13 protein-coding genes are annotated in these 15,944 nt (G+C 64.7%); 7 read left to right on the top strand and 6 right to left on the bottom strand.

Translation table 11 applies throughout. From position 1 onward, the window contains the following. The first annotated feature begins 168 nt into the window (after nt 1–168). Together BM136_RS16200 and BM136_RS16195 are read left to right on the top strand one after the other, a co-directional pair. Nucleotides 169–2,892, top strand: coding sequence for a sensor domain-containing protein (locus BM136_RS16200; protein WP_092973086.1), 2,724 nt, complete (start codon nt 169–171; stop codon nt 2,890–2,892). A gap of 149 nt (nt 2,893–3,041) precedes the next feature. Further along, the gene (locus tag BM136_RS16195) at nt 3,042–4,454 is read left to right on the top strand and encodes a methyl-accepting chemotaxis protein (protein ID WP_092973084.1); all 1,413 of its coding nucleotides are present in this window, start codon (nt 3,042–3,044) and stop codon (nt 4,452–4,454) included. A gap of 561 nt (nt 4,455–5,015) precedes the next feature. On the opposite strand, the gene BM136_RS16185 is transcribed toward BM136_RS16195, so the two are convergent. From BM136_RS16185 to BM136_RS16170, 4 genes are all read right to left on the bottom strand, one after another. Beyond that, entirely contained in the window at nt 5,016–6,338 is a 1,323-nt protein-coding gene (locus BM136_RS16185) for an MFS transporter (RefSeq protein ID WP_092973082.1), read from the bottom strand. A 166-nt stretch (nt 6,339–6,504) separates the two neighbouring features. Continuing rightward, complete coding sequence (locus BM136_RS16180) at nt 6,505–7,866, bottom strand: amidase (RefSeq protein ID WP_092973080.1); 1,362 nt, start codon at nt 7,864–7,866, stop codon at nt 6,505–6,507. Nucleotides 7,867–7,893: 27 nt separating this feature from the next. Continuing rightward, complete coding sequence (locus tag BM136_RS16175) at nt 7,894–8,571, bottom strand: DUF2848 domain-containing protein (RefSeq protein WP_092973078.1); 678 nt, start codon at nt 8,569–8,571, stop codon at nt 7,894–7,896. Between the two features lie 45 nt (nt 8,572–8,616). Continuing rightward, nucleotides 8,617–9,339, bottom strand: a complete 723-nt coding sequence (locus tag BM136_RS16170) for a GntR family transcriptional regulator (RefSeq protein WP_024976522.1) — start codon at nt 9,337–9,339, stop codon at nt 8,617–8,619. 176 nt (nt 9,340–9,515) lie between these two features. Between BM136_RS16170 and BM136_RS16165 the strand changes: the two genes are divergently transcribed. From BM136_RS16165 to BM136_RS16155, 3 genes are all read left to right on the top strand, one after another. Beyond that, nucleotides 9,516–10,814, top strand: coding sequence for a flavin-dependent oxidoreductase (locus BM136_RS16165; protein WP_092973076.1), 1,299 nt, complete (start codon nt 9,516–9,518; stop codon nt 10,812–10,814). Nucleotides 10,815–10,822: 8 nt separating this feature from the next. Continuing rightward, complete coding sequence (locus tag BM136_RS16160; RefSeq protein WP_092973074.1) at nt 10,823–11,956, top strand: ABC transporter substrate-binding protein; 1,134 nt, start codon at nt 10,823–10,825, stop codon at nt 11,954–11,956. Between the two features lie 73 nt (nt 11,957–12,029). Beyond that, entirely contained in the window at nt 12,030–12,545 is a 516-nt protein-coding gene (locus BM136_RS16155; protein ID WP_092973072.1) for a MarR family winged helix-turn-helix transcriptional regulator, read from the top strand. A gap of 73 nt (nt 12,546–12,618) precedes the next feature. Here BM136_RS16155 and BM136_RS16150 read toward each other — a convergent pair whose 3' ends face one another. Then, a complete protein-coding gene (locus BM136_RS16150) occupies nt 12,619–12,960 on the bottom strand; it encodes a hypothetical protein (RefSeq protein ID WP_027678096.1) in 342 nt (113 codons plus the stop codon). Nucleotides 12,961–13,303: 343 nt separating this feature from the next. Between BM136_RS16150 and BM136_RS16145 the strand changes: the two genes are divergently transcribed. Next, nucleotides 13,304–14,518 carry a cyclic di-GMP phosphodiesterase gene (locus BM136_RS16145; protein WP_092973070.1) on the top strand — a complete coding sequence of 405 codons (1,215 nt, stop codon included), beginning with the start codon at nt 13,304–13,306 and terminating at the stop codon, nt 14,516–14,518. Between the two features lie 17 nt (nt 14,519–14,535). Here BM136_RS16145 and BM136_RS25400 read toward each other — a convergent pair whose 3' ends face one another. Continuing rightward, a complete protein-coding gene (locus BM136_RS25400; RefSeq protein WP_175537153.1) occupies nt 14,536–14,697 on the bottom strand; it encodes a hypothetical protein in 162 nt (53 codons plus the stop codon). 229 nt (nt 14,698–14,926) lie between these two features. Here BM136_RS25400 and BM136_RS16140 point away from each other — a divergent pair, with 229 nt between their 5' ends. Further along, on the top strand, nt 14,927–15,913 hold the full coding sequence (locus tag BM136_RS16140; RefSeq protein WP_092973068.1) for a DUF6685 family protein: 987 nt from the start codon (nt 14,927–14,929) through the stop codon (nt 15,911–15,913). Nucleotides 15,914–15,944 lie beyond the last annotated feature (31 nt).

Genomic DNA, 15,944 nt, shown 5'->3' with positions numbered 1-15,944 from the left:
GGCAAAGGTGCGAACAGTTGCGCAAGAACGCCGTGCGGGCATTGTGCCGCAACTGGCGTGCCGCTTAACCGCACATCCGCCATTTGCCCCACCCTGAAGTGGGGAAAGGCAGCCAAACGCCTTAACTTTCCCGACACGTTGGTCGATATCTTGAAAAACAACCCAGATATGGACGCCACCTCTGCTGAGCGGCCTGACCGTCCCGAACCGGATGTGATCGACCAGGACAGCCCCAGGCCGTTGCCGCTTGCTGATGACCGTTACGAGGCGCTCGTCCGGCAAATGCCGGACGCGCTGTACATCGTGGCGGACGACATTATCGTTTTCGTCAACGAGGCGGGCGTTCGGCTGTTTGGGGCGGAAACGGCCCGCGACATCGTCGGTCGCGAACTGGATGAGTTCGTCCACGACAATTCGACGCACCTTGCCCGGCAACGCCGCGAGTGGATGGTCACGCACGGCGCCGGCTTGCCGCCTGTTGAGCAGACCTTGCTGCGTTGCGATGGCACCCCAGTGGAAGTCGAGGTGCTTTCCGCGCCGGTGCAGCTTGGTTGGCGCACCGCCATCCAGGTGGTGGCACGCGACATCACCCAGCGCAAGCAGGCCGAACAAGCCCTGCGCGAATCCGAAGCCAATTACCGGGCACTGGCCGCTGAAACCGCGCGCGCCAAGGAATTGCTGCGCTGCGAAAAAACCGTCCTTGAACTCAGCTCGCGCAACGTGCCGCTGCCTGACCTGCTGGCCGAGGTATGCCGGCTGGTGGAGGCGCTGCTCGATGACGGCGCGATGTGTTCTGTGTTGCTGAGCAGCGACGGCGAGCACATCACACAAGCCATAGCACCGTCGCTGCCTTTCCTGCTCTCGCAGTTGCTGGTCGGGATCGCGATTGGTCCTTCGGTCGGTTCGTGCGGCACGGCCATGTTCCTGAACAAGACCGTGGTGGTGGAAGACATCGACGCCGATCCGCTTTGGGATGGCTACCGCGACATCGTTGCGCCGCTGGGCCTGCGAGCGTGCTGGTCCACGCCCATCCGCGGCGACAACGCGCAGATGATCGGCGCGATGGGCATCTACTACGACACCCCGCGTGCGCCCACGCGCGACGCCATGGGGCTGCTCGATGGCATTACCGACATCATCGGCGTGGCGGTGCAGAAAGCACATATCGCGCGCGATCTGCAGGAGAGCGAAGAACGCTACCGCCTGGCCGTCGACAACCTGACCGAAGGCATCGTTGTGCAGGCGGCCGACGGCACCATCCTCGCGTGCAACCCGAGCGCGCGGCGCATTCTCCGGGCGGGCAACCTGTCGCCGGTGGGCACCAGCCACCTGGCGCTGATGCGCCGTTCGTTGCGCGAAGACGGCAGCGAGATCCCGCTCAATGAGCGTCCCACGCGCGTGGTCTTGACCACCGGCCGGCCGCTGCTCGGCTTGACCGTCGGCCTGGAACTGGTGGACGGCGACATTGTGTGGGTGCACGAAAACGTGCTGCCCATCGTGCGCCCCGGCGACGATGCCCCCTCGGCCGTGCTCATCTCGTTCAACGATATCGGGCCCGCGCGCGCGGCCCAGCAGCAGCTCACTTTCCTCGCGCAGCGTGATGCGCTCACCGGCTTGTACAACCGCGCCTATTTCTCTCAGCGCATGCAGGCAGTGATGGAGCGGGCCGCCAGCGAGCCCAGCGAGGCACGCCAGGTCGCCGTGCTGTTCCTCGATCTGGATGGCTTCAAGAAGGTGAACGACACAGCCGGCCACGAAGCCGGTGACCACCTGCTGCGCATCGTCGCGCAACGCCTGTCGGCCTGCGTGCGCCAGAGCGATACGCTGGCGCGCCTGGGCGGAGACGAGTTTGTCGTGCTGCTCGACAACGTGCGCTCGTTGGGTGAGGCGGAGCGCTTGGCCAAGCGCATCGTCCATTCAATCGCGCAGCCGTTCTCGACGAGTGGCACGGAGTATTACCTGGGCGCGTCGATCGGCATCGCGGTGTACCCAGAGCATGGCAACGATGCCGCCACACTGCTGCGTTGCGCGGATGCCGCCATGTACAACGCCAAGCAGAACGGCCGCAACCAGCATCGCGTGTACACCGCGCGCCTGTCGCAGCGCGCGCAACGGCGCTTCCAGCTGGAATACCACCTGCGCCGCGCACTGTCAGCGGGCGAGCTGTCGCTGCGCTTCCAGCCCATCGTCGATGCCACGTCGATGGACATCGTCGGCGCTGAAGTGCTGCTGCGCTGGCACAGCACCGAGCTGGGCGAAGTGTCGCCCGCCGAATTCATTCCGGTGGCTGAAGACTCCGGGCTCATCGGCGACATCGGCGAATGGGTGCTGGCGCAGGCGTGCCGCCAGGCGGCGCATTGGCGTGCCACGTGCATGCCGGAGTTCTTTGTCGCCGTGAACCTGTCGCCGCGCCAGTTTGGCGAGGGGCTCGTGCCGACCATCTCGCGCTGCCTGACCGAAGCGGGTTTGCCCGCGAGCGCGCTGGAGATGGAGATTACCGAGGGTCTGCTCATGCGCGACACCGCCGCGGTGATGCCGATGCTCGACGCACTCACGGCGCTGGGTATTCGCATCTCGATCGACGATTTCGGCACGGGGTATTCGTCGCTGTCGTATCTGCAGCGCTTCCCGATCGACAACCTGAAAGTGGATCGCTCGTTCGTCTCGGGCATTCCGCGCCATCGCGATTCGGTGGTGATCTCGCGCGCCGTGGTCGCGATGGCCGCGTCGCTGGACATGACCGTCACGGCAGAGGGTGTCGAGACGCTGGAGCAGGCCGAGTTCCTGCAAGCCGCGGGGTGCGACAAGTTGCAGGGCTTCCTGTTCGGCCCCCCAATGACGGCCGCCGCCTACGAGGCCCGGCTGCGTCGCGACCGTTCCGCCCAGGCGTAGTGCTGCGCAAGGCGCATGTAATGCCCGCGTAAGCCGGGGCGGGTAGCGTGGCTCAAGCGCGGACCGCCCGCGCCGATACTCCCCACAGAGGGTTGCTTCGCCATCAGCGCGAGCGCACACACAACAACGACATCTGGAGACCACCGCACGTGAAGCCATTTGCCTGGGGCCGCGGCCCGAAAGCCCCTCCCGAACTTGTCGCCCGTATTGCGGAAGAGGCCGGCCGCGTGGGCATGGGCATCTGCGAGGTATCCGGCAATGTGGAAGACGTGGCCGTGCGGCTGCGCCGGCAGGCCGATGTGTTCGATCAGTTGCGCAATGCTGCCGACGTCACCATGCGCGGCAACCACGACATCGCTGTGGCAGCGCGGCATGCGCGCGAAGTCGCCTCGCATGCCAGTGAGGAGGTGAGCGGCTCGCGTGCAACGGTCGATGCATCGCTGCGCGACATTCGCGAGCTTGCCGTTGGCGTGGCGAGCATGGAGCAGCAGATTGCTGCGCTGCGTGAAGCGCTGGTCCAGGTGGCGCAGGCATCCGAGCAGATTTCGCAGATTGCCAGGCAAACGAATCTGCTGGCGATCAATGCTGCGATTGAAGCTGCACGTGCGGGCGAATCGGGCCGCAGCTTTGCAGTGGTGGCCGGTGCGGTGAAGCAGCTCGCGGGGCAGACCGCCGAAGCGACGCAGCGGATCGAAACCACCTTGGCGGATTTGTCCGGCCAGACCGACAAGCTCATCGGCGACAGCAGCGCGAACGTGGCACGCGCCCAGCGTGTGGATACCGGCACGCAGGCGATTGGCGCGGTGATTGGCGTGGCGGGCGAGGCCATCGCGCGCTTTGACGTTGAGGCGACGAGCATTGCGGAATCCACCGCCGCCATCGAAGGCGAATGCGCATCGCTTGCGCGGGAGGTGGATGCGATGGCCGAGGGTGTGAAGCAATCGAGCCACAACATCGACAACGCGCAACGGCAGCTTTCGGGCTTGCTTGGGGCGTCGGAAACGTTGATCCGGTTGACGGCTTCAACGGGCGTGCAGAGCGCCGATACGCCGTTTATCGAAGCGGTGCAGGGCGCGGCCGGCAAGATCAGTGCGTTGTTTGAATCGGCCCTGGCGCGGGGTGATATCAGCGAAGGCGATTTGTTCGACCGCGCTTATGCGCCGGTGCCGAATACCGATCCGCCGCAGCATATGACGCGGTTTACGGCGTTCACTGATCGTGTATTGCCTGCTGTGCAGGAGCCTTTGCTCCAGTTGGATCCTCGCGTGGTGTTTTGTGCGGCGGTCGACACCAATGGCTATCTGCCGACGCACAACCTGAAGTTCTCGCAGCCGCAGGGCAGCGATCCGGCCTGGAACGCTGCCAACAGCCGCAACCGCCGGCTGTTCACTGATCGTACGGGGCTGGGGGCGGCGCGCAATACCGAGGCGTTCCTGTTGCAGACGTATCGTCGCGATATGGGGAACGGGACGTTTGCGATGATGAAGGATGTGTCGGCGCCGATTTACGTCAAGGGTCGCCACTGGGGTGGTGTTCGGATGGGCTACAAGGTGGCCGGTTAAGGTCCGTAACGCCGGGTTTGGGGTTCCGCACTTCTCTGATGGGGTTCGGAACGGCATTGCTGACGTTCGGAACCGCATCCGTGGGGTTCAGAACTGCATTTGTTGGGTTTGGCCCTTGGCCCTTGGTGTTCGAAACGCCGTGAATGGGGTTCGGAACCGCTTTGGGCGGGTTCGGAACCTCATCAGTGGGGTTTGGGACTGCGTTGGCGGGGTTCGGAACGTCTAGGGGTGGCGTGTGGAACTTCGTGGGTGGGGTTTGGGACCTTGCTTGTGGGGTTTTTGGTGTTGATGGTGCATCCCTGGTTTCGTCCCCTGCCGGGGCCGACTTACTTTCTTTGTCTTGCCAAAGAAAGGTAAGCAAAGAAAGGCGCGCCCGAGATGGCGAAAGACTCCTTGAATTTCTGTAACCGGGCGGAGAAGGAGGCAAACTCGCTGCGCTCAGACAGGTCTCCTTCTTGTTTCCGCCCGCTTACAGAAATTCAAGGCGCCATCTAGGGCAGGGTACGGCCAAACCATCGCGGCGCTGAGGTTGGCGCCACGATGCTTCGTTTGCGTAAGTGCTTAGTGTTTGCGCGTGCCCAGGATGACCAGCACGGCGGCGCCCAGCTCCAGCGCGGCTACGAAGTAGAGGCCAGCGGAGAGGTGCCCTGTGCTCGTCTTCAACCAGCCGATCATGTACGGCGCGACGAAGCCGGCCAGGTTGCCGATGGAGTTGATGAGGGCGATGCCGCCTGCGGCTGCAGTGCCGGCCAGGAACACGGCCGGGATCGACCAGAACACCGGGAACGCGGCGAGGATGCCGATGGCGGCGACCGTCAGCGAGATTAGCGCAAGCACTGGCGAGCCCAGCATTGCGCCAGTTGCCACCAGACCGGCGGCTGCGATGACGGCTGCGATTGCGCAGTGCATGCGGCGTTCGCCCGTGCGATCGGAATGCGCACCGTTCCACACCATCGCAATCGTGCCTGCGATGAACGGAATGGCCGAGATCAGGCCGATGCGGAAATTGCCCTGTACGCCCAGCTCCTTGATGATCGACGGCGTCCAGAAAGCAATGGTGGCGTTGCCGCTGACCACGCAGAAGTAGATGGCTGCGCAGATCCACACGCGAGCATTGGCCAGTGCCGCACCAAACGAGGCATGCTTGGCAGGGTCGCGGTTTTCCACTTCAACGGCGCGCACCACGGCATCTTGTTCTGCAGCGGAAAGCCATTTGGCCTGACGAGGCGTTTCGGGCAGCCACGCAAGCACGGCAAAGCCGGCGAGCACCGACGGAATGCCCTCGAGCAGGAACAGCCATTGCCAGTTGGCGAGGTGGCCCACGCCTTCCATGCGGCTCATGATGAAACCGGCAATCGGGCCGCCCACCACGCCCGCAATCGCAAACGAGGTCATGAACAGGCCGTTGATGCGCGCGCGGTGTGCGGAGGGAAACCAGTACGTCAGGTACAGCACCACGCCCGGGAAGAAGCCGGCTTCAAAAATGCCCAGCAGAAAGCGCATCACGTAGAACGAGGTCGGCGTCTTCACGTAGATCATCGCCATCGACGCCAGGCCCCACAGGATGGTGATGCGCGCCAACGTCTTGCGTGCACCGATCTTTTCCAGCAGCAGGTTGCTCGGCACTTCAAACAGGAAGTAGCCGATGAAGAAGATGCCGGCGCCCAGGCCGTACACCGCTTCGCTGAACTGCAGGTCCTGCAACATCGACAACTTGGCGAAGCCGACGTTGACGCGGTCGATCCACGCGAGGATGAACAGCACCACCAGGAACGGCACCAGGCGGTACGCAATGCGGCGGTAGGTGGCGTCCAGCTCGGTGCTGGGGAGTGGGCGGCTGGCCGGGTCCGTTGGGGTGGCCGCCAGGGCTTGGGTTTGCGACATGGTTTCCTCCAATAGCGTGTGAGGGCGCCGGCGCTTCGTGTGCTGCTGTGTTGCACGAAACGCAGGCATGAGTTGGGCCCGGCGCGTCTGCAGCGCACCTTTTTTCTTGGCTTGGGATACCGCCTGCGCGGCCCGGGCGCAGGCGGGGAATGTTCTGGCTAGTCGATCAACGCCGCAGGGCAGCCTCCACCGCCCGGCCAACGCGCAGGATGCGCGCGTCGTCGTTGGCGAGACCGCAGAGCGACAGGCCGACCGGCAGTTCGCCGGCGGCGTGTACCGGCAGCGTCAGCGCGCAGCCATCCAGGAAATTGATCACGCTCGGATTGCGCAGCGTGAGTGCGTTGACACGGAAGAACGCAGCGTCGTCGTCTTCGAGCGGTGCGACTTCGGGCGGCACGATGGCAACCGTCGGCATCAGCCATGCATCGAAGTTGCCCAAGCGCTTGCGGGCGGCGGCAATCATGCGCGCGCGCGCGTCGATCACGTCGATGTATGCGGCCGCGCTCATCTGTTCACCACGGCGGATACGCGTGGCGACGCGCGGGTCGTACTGGGCTTCTGCACGAGCGAGCAGCGAGCGATGCCATGCCCACGACTCCGCCGCCGAGAAGCCGCCGCCGCTGTTGATCTCGGGCAGTTGCAGCAGCTCGGGAAATTCAAAACGCACGATGTGTGCGCCGGCACGTTCGAGCTGTTCAACAGCGCGGTTGAATGCAACGGCGACCGTGTTGTCGAGGTCTGCGCCGACAAAGTCCTGTGTGATGCCAAAACGCAACCCAGCCAGTGGTACAGCTGAGGTGTCGAATGCGTCGTTGCCCGACTCGCCGCTCAGCACGGCATCGACGATGGCGCAGCAGTCGACCGAATTGGCGAGCGGGCCGCCCGAATCGAGCGACGTGGACAGCGGCACGGCGCCTGTCATCGGCACGCGGCGCGCGGTCGGCTTGAAGCCCGTCAGGCTGCAGAATGCGGACGGAATGCGGATCGAGCCGCCGGTGTCCGTACCCAGTGCCGCCACAGCCATGCCACCCGCAACGGAGACGGCACCGCCCGATGTGGAGCCGCCCGCCGCGCGCGCGCCATCGGCCGGTGTGCGCGGTGTGCCGTAGTGCGGGTTCAGGCCCAGGCCCGAGAACGCAAATTCGCTCATGTTGGTGCGGCCGAGCAGCACGGCGCCGGCTGCACGCAGGCGCGCCACCGCGGCTGCATCGGCAGTGGCGCACGGCTGGCCAGCCAGGGCGCGCGAACCGGCTGCCGTCACCTGGCCGGCCACGTCAAACAGATCCTTGATCGACACCGGCAACCCCGCCAGCAGCGAGGGCACGTTGCCTGCCGCACGCGCGGCATCGGCGGCGCGCGCCATGGCCAGTGCGGCTTGCACGTCGATGCTCACATAGGCGGCACCGCCAGCGGCGCGGTGCGATTCGGCGCGCTCCAGTGCGGCTTCGGTCAGCGCGACGCTGGTGGTGCGGCTGGCGGCCAGGTCAGCGGCCAGTGCGCGGATCATGTTCGGGCGGGGCGTCATCATGCGGTGGTCTCCGTTGGGTGGTGCGCTTCAGCCTTCAACAGGCAGCGTGTCAACAGCATAGCGATGGCGCAGCTCGGTGCCCGACACCGGGTCGATCAGGGCCATGTCGAATGCCTCGCCAAAACCGAGTTCGCCGATGATGGGCTGCGTGCCGCAGAACATGGCCGTGCCGACCGGCAGCGTGTCGTTGCCGGTGTAGCGGCGGATGAGGTCGCGCGGGTCGAGCATGCGCGTCACGCCGCCTTCCTGGTACAGCGCGGTGTGGCCGTTGCGGGTGCGCCAGGTCTTCATCTGCAGGCTGTCCCAATGGTCGGCTAGCGCCTCAAAGCGCCACACATCGCGGCTCACGGGCTTGGCGCACATCTGCTTGGAGACGGTCACGCCATAGGCTTCGACCTTGCGGTCGGTATGGTCCGAACCGATACCGACCAGCAGGCCCATCGGCGTGGAATACAGCACGAACTCCGCTTCGCCGGACGAATCGGCGCCAGGAATCTCCACGGTGGCGTCGGTGGTCAGCAGCGAGGCCGACACGCGGTAGAAGCACGGCACGCGCGCCGGACGCGCCACGCCGATCGCTTCAAGCTCAGCGATGTGGTGTTCAACGGCTTCGGCATCGCGGCCGGTCCAGCCGGCAATGACAAGGTGGTCCACGGTCACGTCGATGGGGCCGTGGCCAATCAGGTTCAGGTGCAGCGTGGTCATGCGGAATCCGGAAGAGGCGGAAAAAACAAACGGGGGAAATCGGGGTCAGAGCGTGCGGATGATCGTGCGGCGGAACTCGTCGATGTGCTCGCGAATGGCTTCACGCGCTGCGGGCACGTCGCGGCGCTCCAGCGCATCGAGCACGGCGAGGTGCTCGTCGTACACGTTCTGCAGGTGTTGCGGCTCAGACAGCGAGAGGAACCAGAAGCGCGCCTGCTTCTCGTGCAGGCCGCGCAGCAGTTCGGCCAGCACGCGGTTGCGCGAGGCAGCGGAAATGGCGAGGTGGAACTTGAGGTCCAGCGCGGCCAGCGCGGCAATGTCACGGTGCTCGATCAGCGCGGGCGATGCATCGACGATGGCGCGCATGGCCTCGAAATCTGCGGGGTGGGCGCGTTCGGCGGCCAGCGTTACGCACAGGATCTCGTTGGTGGCGCGCACCTCGATCATGTCGAGCACGTCGTTGAGCGACAGCGGCGTCACCAGCACGCCCTTGCGCGGCAGGATCTGCACCAGCCCCTCCACCTCCAGACGATGCAGCGCCTGGTGAATCGGCGTGCGGCCCAGACCCAGAATCGTGCCGAGCTGCGCTTCGTTGAGCGGCTCGCCGGGGCGGAATTCGCACGCCATGATGCGGCGCTTGATCTCGTTGTAGGCGAGTTCACGCATGGCGGCGCCCTTGGGCGCATGCGCGTCGGGTTCAACGGCAAACGGTGCAGATGCAGACGCGGGTTTGGCAGAACCGGAAACCAGCTTGATCGGACGCGACATCGCGGCGGCCTCGAATTTCGTAAAAGTCGAGTGATGGTATTGTGATATCTCACAGAGCGTCAAGCGAGCAACGCGCCGCATTCAGCTGCGTTCGTCTAGGTATTTGCCCTGATATGTCGCTGGCAGGAGGCCGTTGAGATTCGTTATAGACTGCAACAAATTTCAGGGAGACAGCCATGAAGATCGCCATCATCGGGGCGGGCATTGGTGGCCTGACGCTCGCGTTGATGGCGGAGCGGCAAGGTTTCGAGGTGGAGGTGTGGGAGGCCGTACAGACGCTGCGGCCCCTGGGCGTTGGCATCAACCTGCTGCCGCACGCCGCGCGCCAGCTGTGCGAACTGGGGCTGGAAGACACGCTGAGTGCGCTGGCGATTCGTACCTCCGCACTGGCTTATTACAACCGGTTCGGCCAGCCGATCTGGCACGAGCCGCGCGGGCTAGCCGCAGGCTACGACTGGCCGCAGTTCTCCATTCATCGTGGCGAATTCCAGATGGCGCTGGCCGATGCCGTGACCGAGCGGCTCGGCGCGGGGTGCATCCGCCTCGGGCACAGCTTCGAGGCGGTTCAATCGATGGGCGAGAAGGGCGGCCCCGTGCGCTTCACGCTGCGTGATCGCGCCAACGACACCGTTGTCGAATCCTCGGCCGACGTGCTGGTCGGCGCAGATGGCATCCACTCTGCCGTGCGCCGGCACTTTTACCCGAGCGGCGATGCGCCGCGTTTTGCGGGCCGCATGCTGTGGCGTGCAGTGACTGAAGCCGAGCCGTATCTGGATGGCCGCACCATGTTCATGGCGGGCCACCAAGACCAGAAGTTCGTCGCCTATCCGATCTCCGAACCGCTGCGCCAGCAGGGCCGCTCACGCATCAACTGGATTGCCGAGCTGCGCGTGCCCGACGAGGCACCGCCGCGCAGCGACTGGAACCGAGAGGTCGACCGCGCGATCTTCCGCAGCGCCTTCGCCGACTGGAAATGGAGCTGGATCGACATCCCGGCTTTGATCGACGGCGCGCAGGCCGTGTACGAATTCCCGCTCGTCGATAAAGACCCGCTGCCACGCTGGACCTTCGGCCGCGCTACGCTGCTGGGCGACGCGGCACACCCGATGTATCCGATCGGCTCGAACGGCAGCGCCCAGGCGATTCTCGATGCGCGCGCGTTGGTCGATTGCCTGCTCGCCACGCGCGACACCGGCGTTGCCCTGCGCGAGTACGAGGCCGATCGCCTGCCGCGCACGGCGGGCATCGTGCTGCGCAACCGCCTCAATGGGCCGGAGCAGGTCATGCAACTCGCGCATGAGCGCGCGCCCCAAGGCTTCGCGCGCATCGATGACGTGATCCCGCGCGCCGAGCTGGAAGGGATTGCGATGCGCTACAAAAAGCTGGCCGGCTTCGATCCGCAATCGCTGCGCGATCAGCCGCCCATGCCGCGCCGCGCCTTAAACACCGAGCCGTTCAAACGCCAGAAAAAATGAGGGGACCCATGATCATCCGCCGCACCATCTGCGCCGCTGCTGCGCTGTTGCTCGCCACCGCTGCCCATGCCGAAATCGTCGTTGGCGTGAGCCTGTCGACGACAGGGCCGTCGGCATCGCTCGGCATCACGCAGAAGAATTCGCTGGCGTTCTATCCGGATACCATCGGCGGCGAAAAGCTGCGCCTCGTGGTCGTGGATGACGCCTCAGACCCAAGCACCGGCACGCGCCTGGCGCGCAAGCTCGTGACGGAAGAGCACGTCGACATCATCGTTGGCTCGTCGGCGGTGGCACCGTCGATTGCGATTGCCGAAGTCGCCACCGAATCGCACACGCCGCAACTGGCGTTGGCGCCGGTCGAGCTGAAGCCGGGCAAGGGCGATTGGACCTACCGGCTTGCGCAGCCCATCTCGCTGATGGCCGAGGCGATTGCCACGCGCATGGCGGCGTCCGGCATCAAGAACGTCGGCTTCATCGGCTTTGCCGATGCGTACGGCGAGAGCTGGCTCAAGGACTTCACTGCCGCCGCCACGCCGCGCGGCATCAAGATCGTTGACGTAGAACGCTATGCCCGCGCAGACACCAGCGTGACAGGGCAGGTCGCCAAGCTGGTCAGCATCAAGCCCGATGCGATCCTCGTGGCCGGCGCGGGCACCGGCGCAGCGCTGCCGCACACCGCGTTGCGCGACCGCGGTTATGCGGGGCCGATCTATCAGACCCACGGCGCGGCCACGAAAGACCTGATCCGCATCGGCGGCAAGACGGTCGACGGGGCCATCCTGCCGGCGGGCCCCGTGATCGTGGCCGAGCAATTGCCCGACAGCCACCCGAGCAAGAAGACCGCCCTCGAATACGTGACGCGCTATGAAAAGGCCAACGGGCCCGACACGCGCACGCAGTTCGGCGCCCACACGTGGGATGCGCTGCAGGTGCTCCAGCGCATCGTGCCGGTGGCGCTCAAGAAGGCCAAGCCGGGCACGCCGGAGTTCCGCCAGGCGCTGAAGAGCGCGCTGGAATCGGAGCACGACATTGTTGTTTCGCATGGCGTGCTCAACTACACGGCCACGGATCATTTCGGCTTTGACGCCCGCGGCCGCGTGCTGTTGACCATCGACCACGGCAAATGGAAATTGTTGAACTGAAACGCGCGCGGGTGCGTGGCCGGCGGGCGCATCGCCGACGATAATCGAGGGGTCTTTCCCCATCGACACCGCCATGCCGCGCACCCCCAAAGCAGACGACCTGTATCCCGCCGTGGCCCCTTCGGGGCACTTCAACCCGCATCTGGCGGACGTGGAGTATGGCGCGCTCGACGGGCTGGTTGGCTATGCCGTGCGCCGCGCACAACTGCACATCTACGAAGATTTCGTGCGCTCGCTGCACGCATGGAACATCACGCCGCCGCGCTTCTCGGCCATGACCGTGATTGCGCATAACCCGAACCTCAAGCTGACGGAGCTGGCCAACATCCTGGGCGTGGCGCGCTCCGGCGCGGTGCTGCTGGTCGACACGCTGGAAGACATGGGCATGGTTGAGCGCCAGCCCTCGCCCAAGGACAAGCGCGCGTTCCGGCTCGTGTTGACCGCCAAGGGGGCGACCACTCTTGACGAAATCACCCGCGCCGTTACCGCACACGACGCCCGCGTGACGGCGCATCTTTCTAAGGATGAGCGGCACACGCTGCTGGCGCTGCTCAACAAGCTGGCATCGGGGCCGGATTCCGCTTCCTGATCTGCAGCCTGCCCGTGCAAATGACAAGCGGCCCGAATGTGGGCCGCTTTGCTTTGGTGGAGGTGCCGGCGCGTCAGCGCTTGTTGGCGTCGATGGCCTTCTGCCAGAGGTCCTTGTCCGGCGGATACAGCGAGTCGAAGTACTCGCGCAGCGTGCAGATTTCCTGGACGATTTCGAACGGAAATCCCTGGCGGCCGCCACGGTCGTCGATCTGCAGACTGTTCAGGTAGCGGCGGCAGCCGATGAAATCCGCCCACTTGGCGGCGATGGTGTTGATGATGCGCGGAAACTTCCGGCCGAGTTCGATCGGCCGCACCTCGTCGGGCAGGGACGCGAGCCACCGGATGGCGTCGCGGTTGAGCGCGAAGTCATCGGCGTTCTGCTGCTTGCGTTGAGAGGTGGGATCTTGAGTCATGTCGGATGCGCATCCTTGAAGTCTAGTGTACCCCTCCCGCGTCGGCCTGCCAGCCCGACAGGCGAGGGTCTTGACGCATCACCTGTTTGATTCGACCGCCGCCACAGCCGGTGTTGCGGCGTTTGCTTGCCAAGGCTGCGGTATGCCACGCGCCGCCCAATCCACATTCGCCTCAAGTTTTGCTCAGGCTTGCCGATAAGCCAAGCGCGGTTTGGCGCGCTGAAGGACCAGAGCATCCACCAGCTTAAAACGCCTAGACTGCGAAACACGAGCCAGTGTCGGCTGGCACGCCGCTCCCCTAATTCAATCAAAAAACCGGACTTCGAGCCGAGGTAGGCAGGGTATGAAGCGAATCGATGCGAGCCAATTGCGTGTCGGCATGTTTGTGATGAAGCTGGGCGGTTCCTGGCTCAAGCATCCGTTCTGGCGTGCGCAATTCCAGTTGTCGCACCAGGGCCAGATTGACGACATCCGCAAGGCGGGTATCACCGAGATCTGGATCGACCCCGAGCGCGGCGAAGACGTCATGTCAGAGACGCTGATGCCTGCACCGGCCCCGGCGCCCGCGCCCGAGCCGCTCACGCGGGAGACCGTGGCCGCGCGGCCGCCGATCACGCCGACGTCGCTCAAGGAAGAGTGGAAGCACGCCCAGCAGCTGATGCAGAACGGCAAGGCGACGCTTGGCCACATGTTTTCCGAAGCCCGCATGGGCCGGGCGCTGGAAACCGAAAAGGCGCTGCTGCTGGTGGATGACGTGTCGAACTCGCTGGCACGCAATTCGTATGCGCTGATTGCGCTGGCGCGGCTGAAGAACAAGGACGACTACACCTATCTGCATTCGTTTGCCGTTTGCGCGCTGATGGTTGCGCTGGCCAAGACGCTGGGCTTGCCTGAAGACGAGATCCGCGAATGCGGGCTGGGCGGGCTGGTGCACGACATCGGCAAATCGGCCATGCCGCGCACGCTGCTCGATAAGAGCACCGCGCTGACCAAGGACGAACTGGCGCTGCTGCAGACCCACGCCGTGGGCGGCCATCACCTGCTGCAGGGTACCGGCCAGTTCAGCGAGATTGCCCGCGAAATCTGCCTGCACCATCACGAGCGCATTGACGGCAGTGGTTACCCTGACGCTCAGAAGGCCGAGGCTATTAGCCTGTGGGCCAAGATGGGCGCCATCTGCGACGTGTACGACACGCTCACGTCGAGCAGTCCGTACCACCATGCATGGTCGCCCGCGCAGGCGCTGAAATACATGATGGCACGCACCGACACGCAGTTCGATCGCACCGTGTTTCAGGCCTTCACGCGCAGCGTAGGCATCTACCCTGTCGGCACGCTGGTCAAACTGCGCACCAACCGATTGGGCGTGGTGGTTCACCAGAACGAGGCGTCTGCGCTCAAGCCGGACGTGGTCGTTTTCTATTCGGGCAACACCAAGACACGCGTGCGCCCGGAGCGCATCAGCCTGGGCAAGTCCGACGATTCCATCGTCACCGTGGAAGACGCCACCACCTGGGGTTTGTCGGACGAGGAAGTCTCCGACATGTGCCTGGTCTGAGGTGCAGGCCCTCGGGCTCACACGTTTTCGACGGGCGGCTCATTCTGCTCGGCTGGATTCGGGCGGGTATCGCGTGGCACCAGCGGGTCGCCGGGCTTGCGCTTGGCAGGCTCGGGCTGGGCTTTCGGACTGGCGGGCTGTGTCGTATCGGTTTCTGAACGGCCTGGCTGGGTGGGCATTGCGGTCTCCTGATCTGCGGATGCCCCTCTTCCAGCATGTCGCGCGCCCGACAAGTCCCCACGTTTCATGTGTATTTTTCTTAACACGGACTTCAACAAACTTCATGGCACACCCCTCTAAAGTGGGGTACGTTTGAGTCGTTGGTTTTTACATTGCTGAACAATCGCCACACATTCAGAGCGACGTCGGCAATCCGCAAACAAACGATTCAGTCTTCCGGGGGGTGACATGAACGTTTCCAATCTGCTGCATGCAGCGTCGAACTGGGTCGTCCAGTCGCGCGCTTTCAATGTCACGCAATCGGTGGCACACCATCGCACGCCTAGCGATGCGTTGTCGCACTGGAAACTCGATATCTGGCACAAGAGCGTGCCGTTCCTGCTAGAGGGTGGCCTTGCCGAACCCGCGCACCAACTGTTTCCCAAGCATCTGGCGCATGCTGAATGGGTGGACGAGTTGCACCACCATCTGGGTCAGCTTGTGGGCGTGCGCCGGGAGCATTGCAAGATCGACATTCGCGCGGTGACGGGGCTGGCGCAGTCGCCGTGCTCGGTGCATTCCTTTCCGAGCATGCTGGTGTTTGCGCATCAGCATTGCCGCCGCATTCCGCACAGCACGGACGCCGACTTTGCCGCCAACCGGCGCCACGTATTCCGCTACGCGGATCAGGCCAATGTGTTCCGCGCCTACGACTTTGCCGGCGGCGAGCTGTTCTACATGAACGAGTGGGGCGCGCACCATTTTGCTGCGCTGGCGTTGCAGGCGCGTACGCAGAACCGTGAGCTGCTGGTCGATGCCGAAGTGCGTCATGCACGTTCTGCGCTGGGGCTGCGGCGGTTGCTTGACGGCTTCTACGTGATCGGCGCGCGACGGCAAGGGCAGCAGCGCTACGGCACGCGTTTGTCGGAAGCGCTGGCCAGCCACCAGGTGCCACACCGCTGGATGCATGGCCGCCGCGAGGCCGAAGGCTTTGAGCTGTGCTTCCTGCCCAAGTCGGATCGCTTTGCCAATTGTGTGGGCGAACAGCTTGTGCGCGACGGCTGGTTCGACTACGGTGCCTGGCTGGCCAGCCTGCACGATGCCACCGAGGTGGGTGCCCCCGCGCAGCGCGCCGAGGCCGCCCGCAAGACGCGCCCGAACTGGAAGCGCGTGCAGGTGCCGAGCCTGGGCGTGCCGACGGGTCTCATGCCGGGTTTTGCGCACACGCGCTTGTAATACAAGGGCGCTACGCTCGCAGGCTGTTCTG

The sequence above is a fragment of the Ralstonia sp. NFACC01 genome, from assembly GCF_900115545.1.
Classification (GTDB): Bacteria; Pseudomonadota; Gammaproteobacteria; order Burkholderiales; family Burkholderiaceae; genus Ralstonia; species Ralstonia mojiangensis.
Note: the sequence above shows the minus strand (reverse complement) of the source record. Positions and strands in the feature narration are given on the sequence as shown.

What these genes read in the sequence shown, in the direction of transcription:
- BM136_RS16200 (WP_092973086.1), top strand. Translation starts at nt 169, where the DNA reads ATGGACGCCACCTCTGCTGAGCGGCCTGACCGTCCCGAACCGGATGTG.
- BM136_RS16185 (WP_092973082.1), bottom strand. Translation starts at nt 6,338, where the DNA reads ATGTCGCAAACCCAAGCCCTGGCGGCCACCCCAACGGACCCGGCCAGC.
- BM136_RS16180 (WP_092973080.1), bottom strand. Translation starts at nt 7,866, where the DNA reads ATGATGACGCCCCGCCCGAACATGATCCGCGCACTGGCCGCTGACCTG.
- BM136_RS16175 (WP_092973078.1), bottom strand. Translation starts at nt 8,571, where the DNA reads ATGACCACGCTGCACCTGAACCTGATTGGCCACGGCCCCATCGACGTG.
- BM136_RS16170 (WP_024976522.1), bottom strand. Translation starts at nt 9,339, where the DNA reads ATGTCGCGTCCGATCAAGCTGGTTTCCGGTTCTGCCAAACCCGCGTCT.
- BM136_RS16165 (WP_092973076.1), top strand. Translation starts at nt 9,516, where the DNA reads ATGAAGATCGCCATCATCGGGGCGGGCATTGGTGGCCTGACGCTCGCG.
- BM136_RS16160 (WP_092973074.1), top strand. Translation starts at nt 10,823, where the DNA reads ATGATCATCCGCCGCACCATCTGCGCCGCTGCTGCGCTGTTGCTCGCC.
- BM136_RS16155 (WP_092973072.1), top strand. Translation starts at nt 12,030, where the DNA reads ATGCCGCGCACCCCCAAAGCAGACGACCTGTATCCCGCCGTGGCCCCT.
- BM136_RS16150 (WP_027678096.1), bottom strand. Translation starts at nt 12,960, where the DNA reads ATGACTCAAGATCCCACCTCTCAACGCAAGCAGCAGAACGCCGATGAC.
- BM136_RS16145 (WP_092973070.1), top strand. Translation starts at nt 13,304, where the DNA reads ATGAAGCGAATCGATGCGAGCCAATTGCGTGTCGGCATGTTTGTGATG.
- BM136_RS25400 (WP_175537153.1), bottom strand. Translation starts at nt 14,697, where the DNA reads ATGCCCACCCAGCCAGGCCGTTCAGAAACCGATACGACACAGCCCGCC.
- BM136_RS16140 (WP_092973068.1), top strand. Translation starts at nt 14,927, where the DNA reads ATGAACGTTTCCAATCTGCTGCATGCAGCGTCGAACTGGGTCGTCCAG.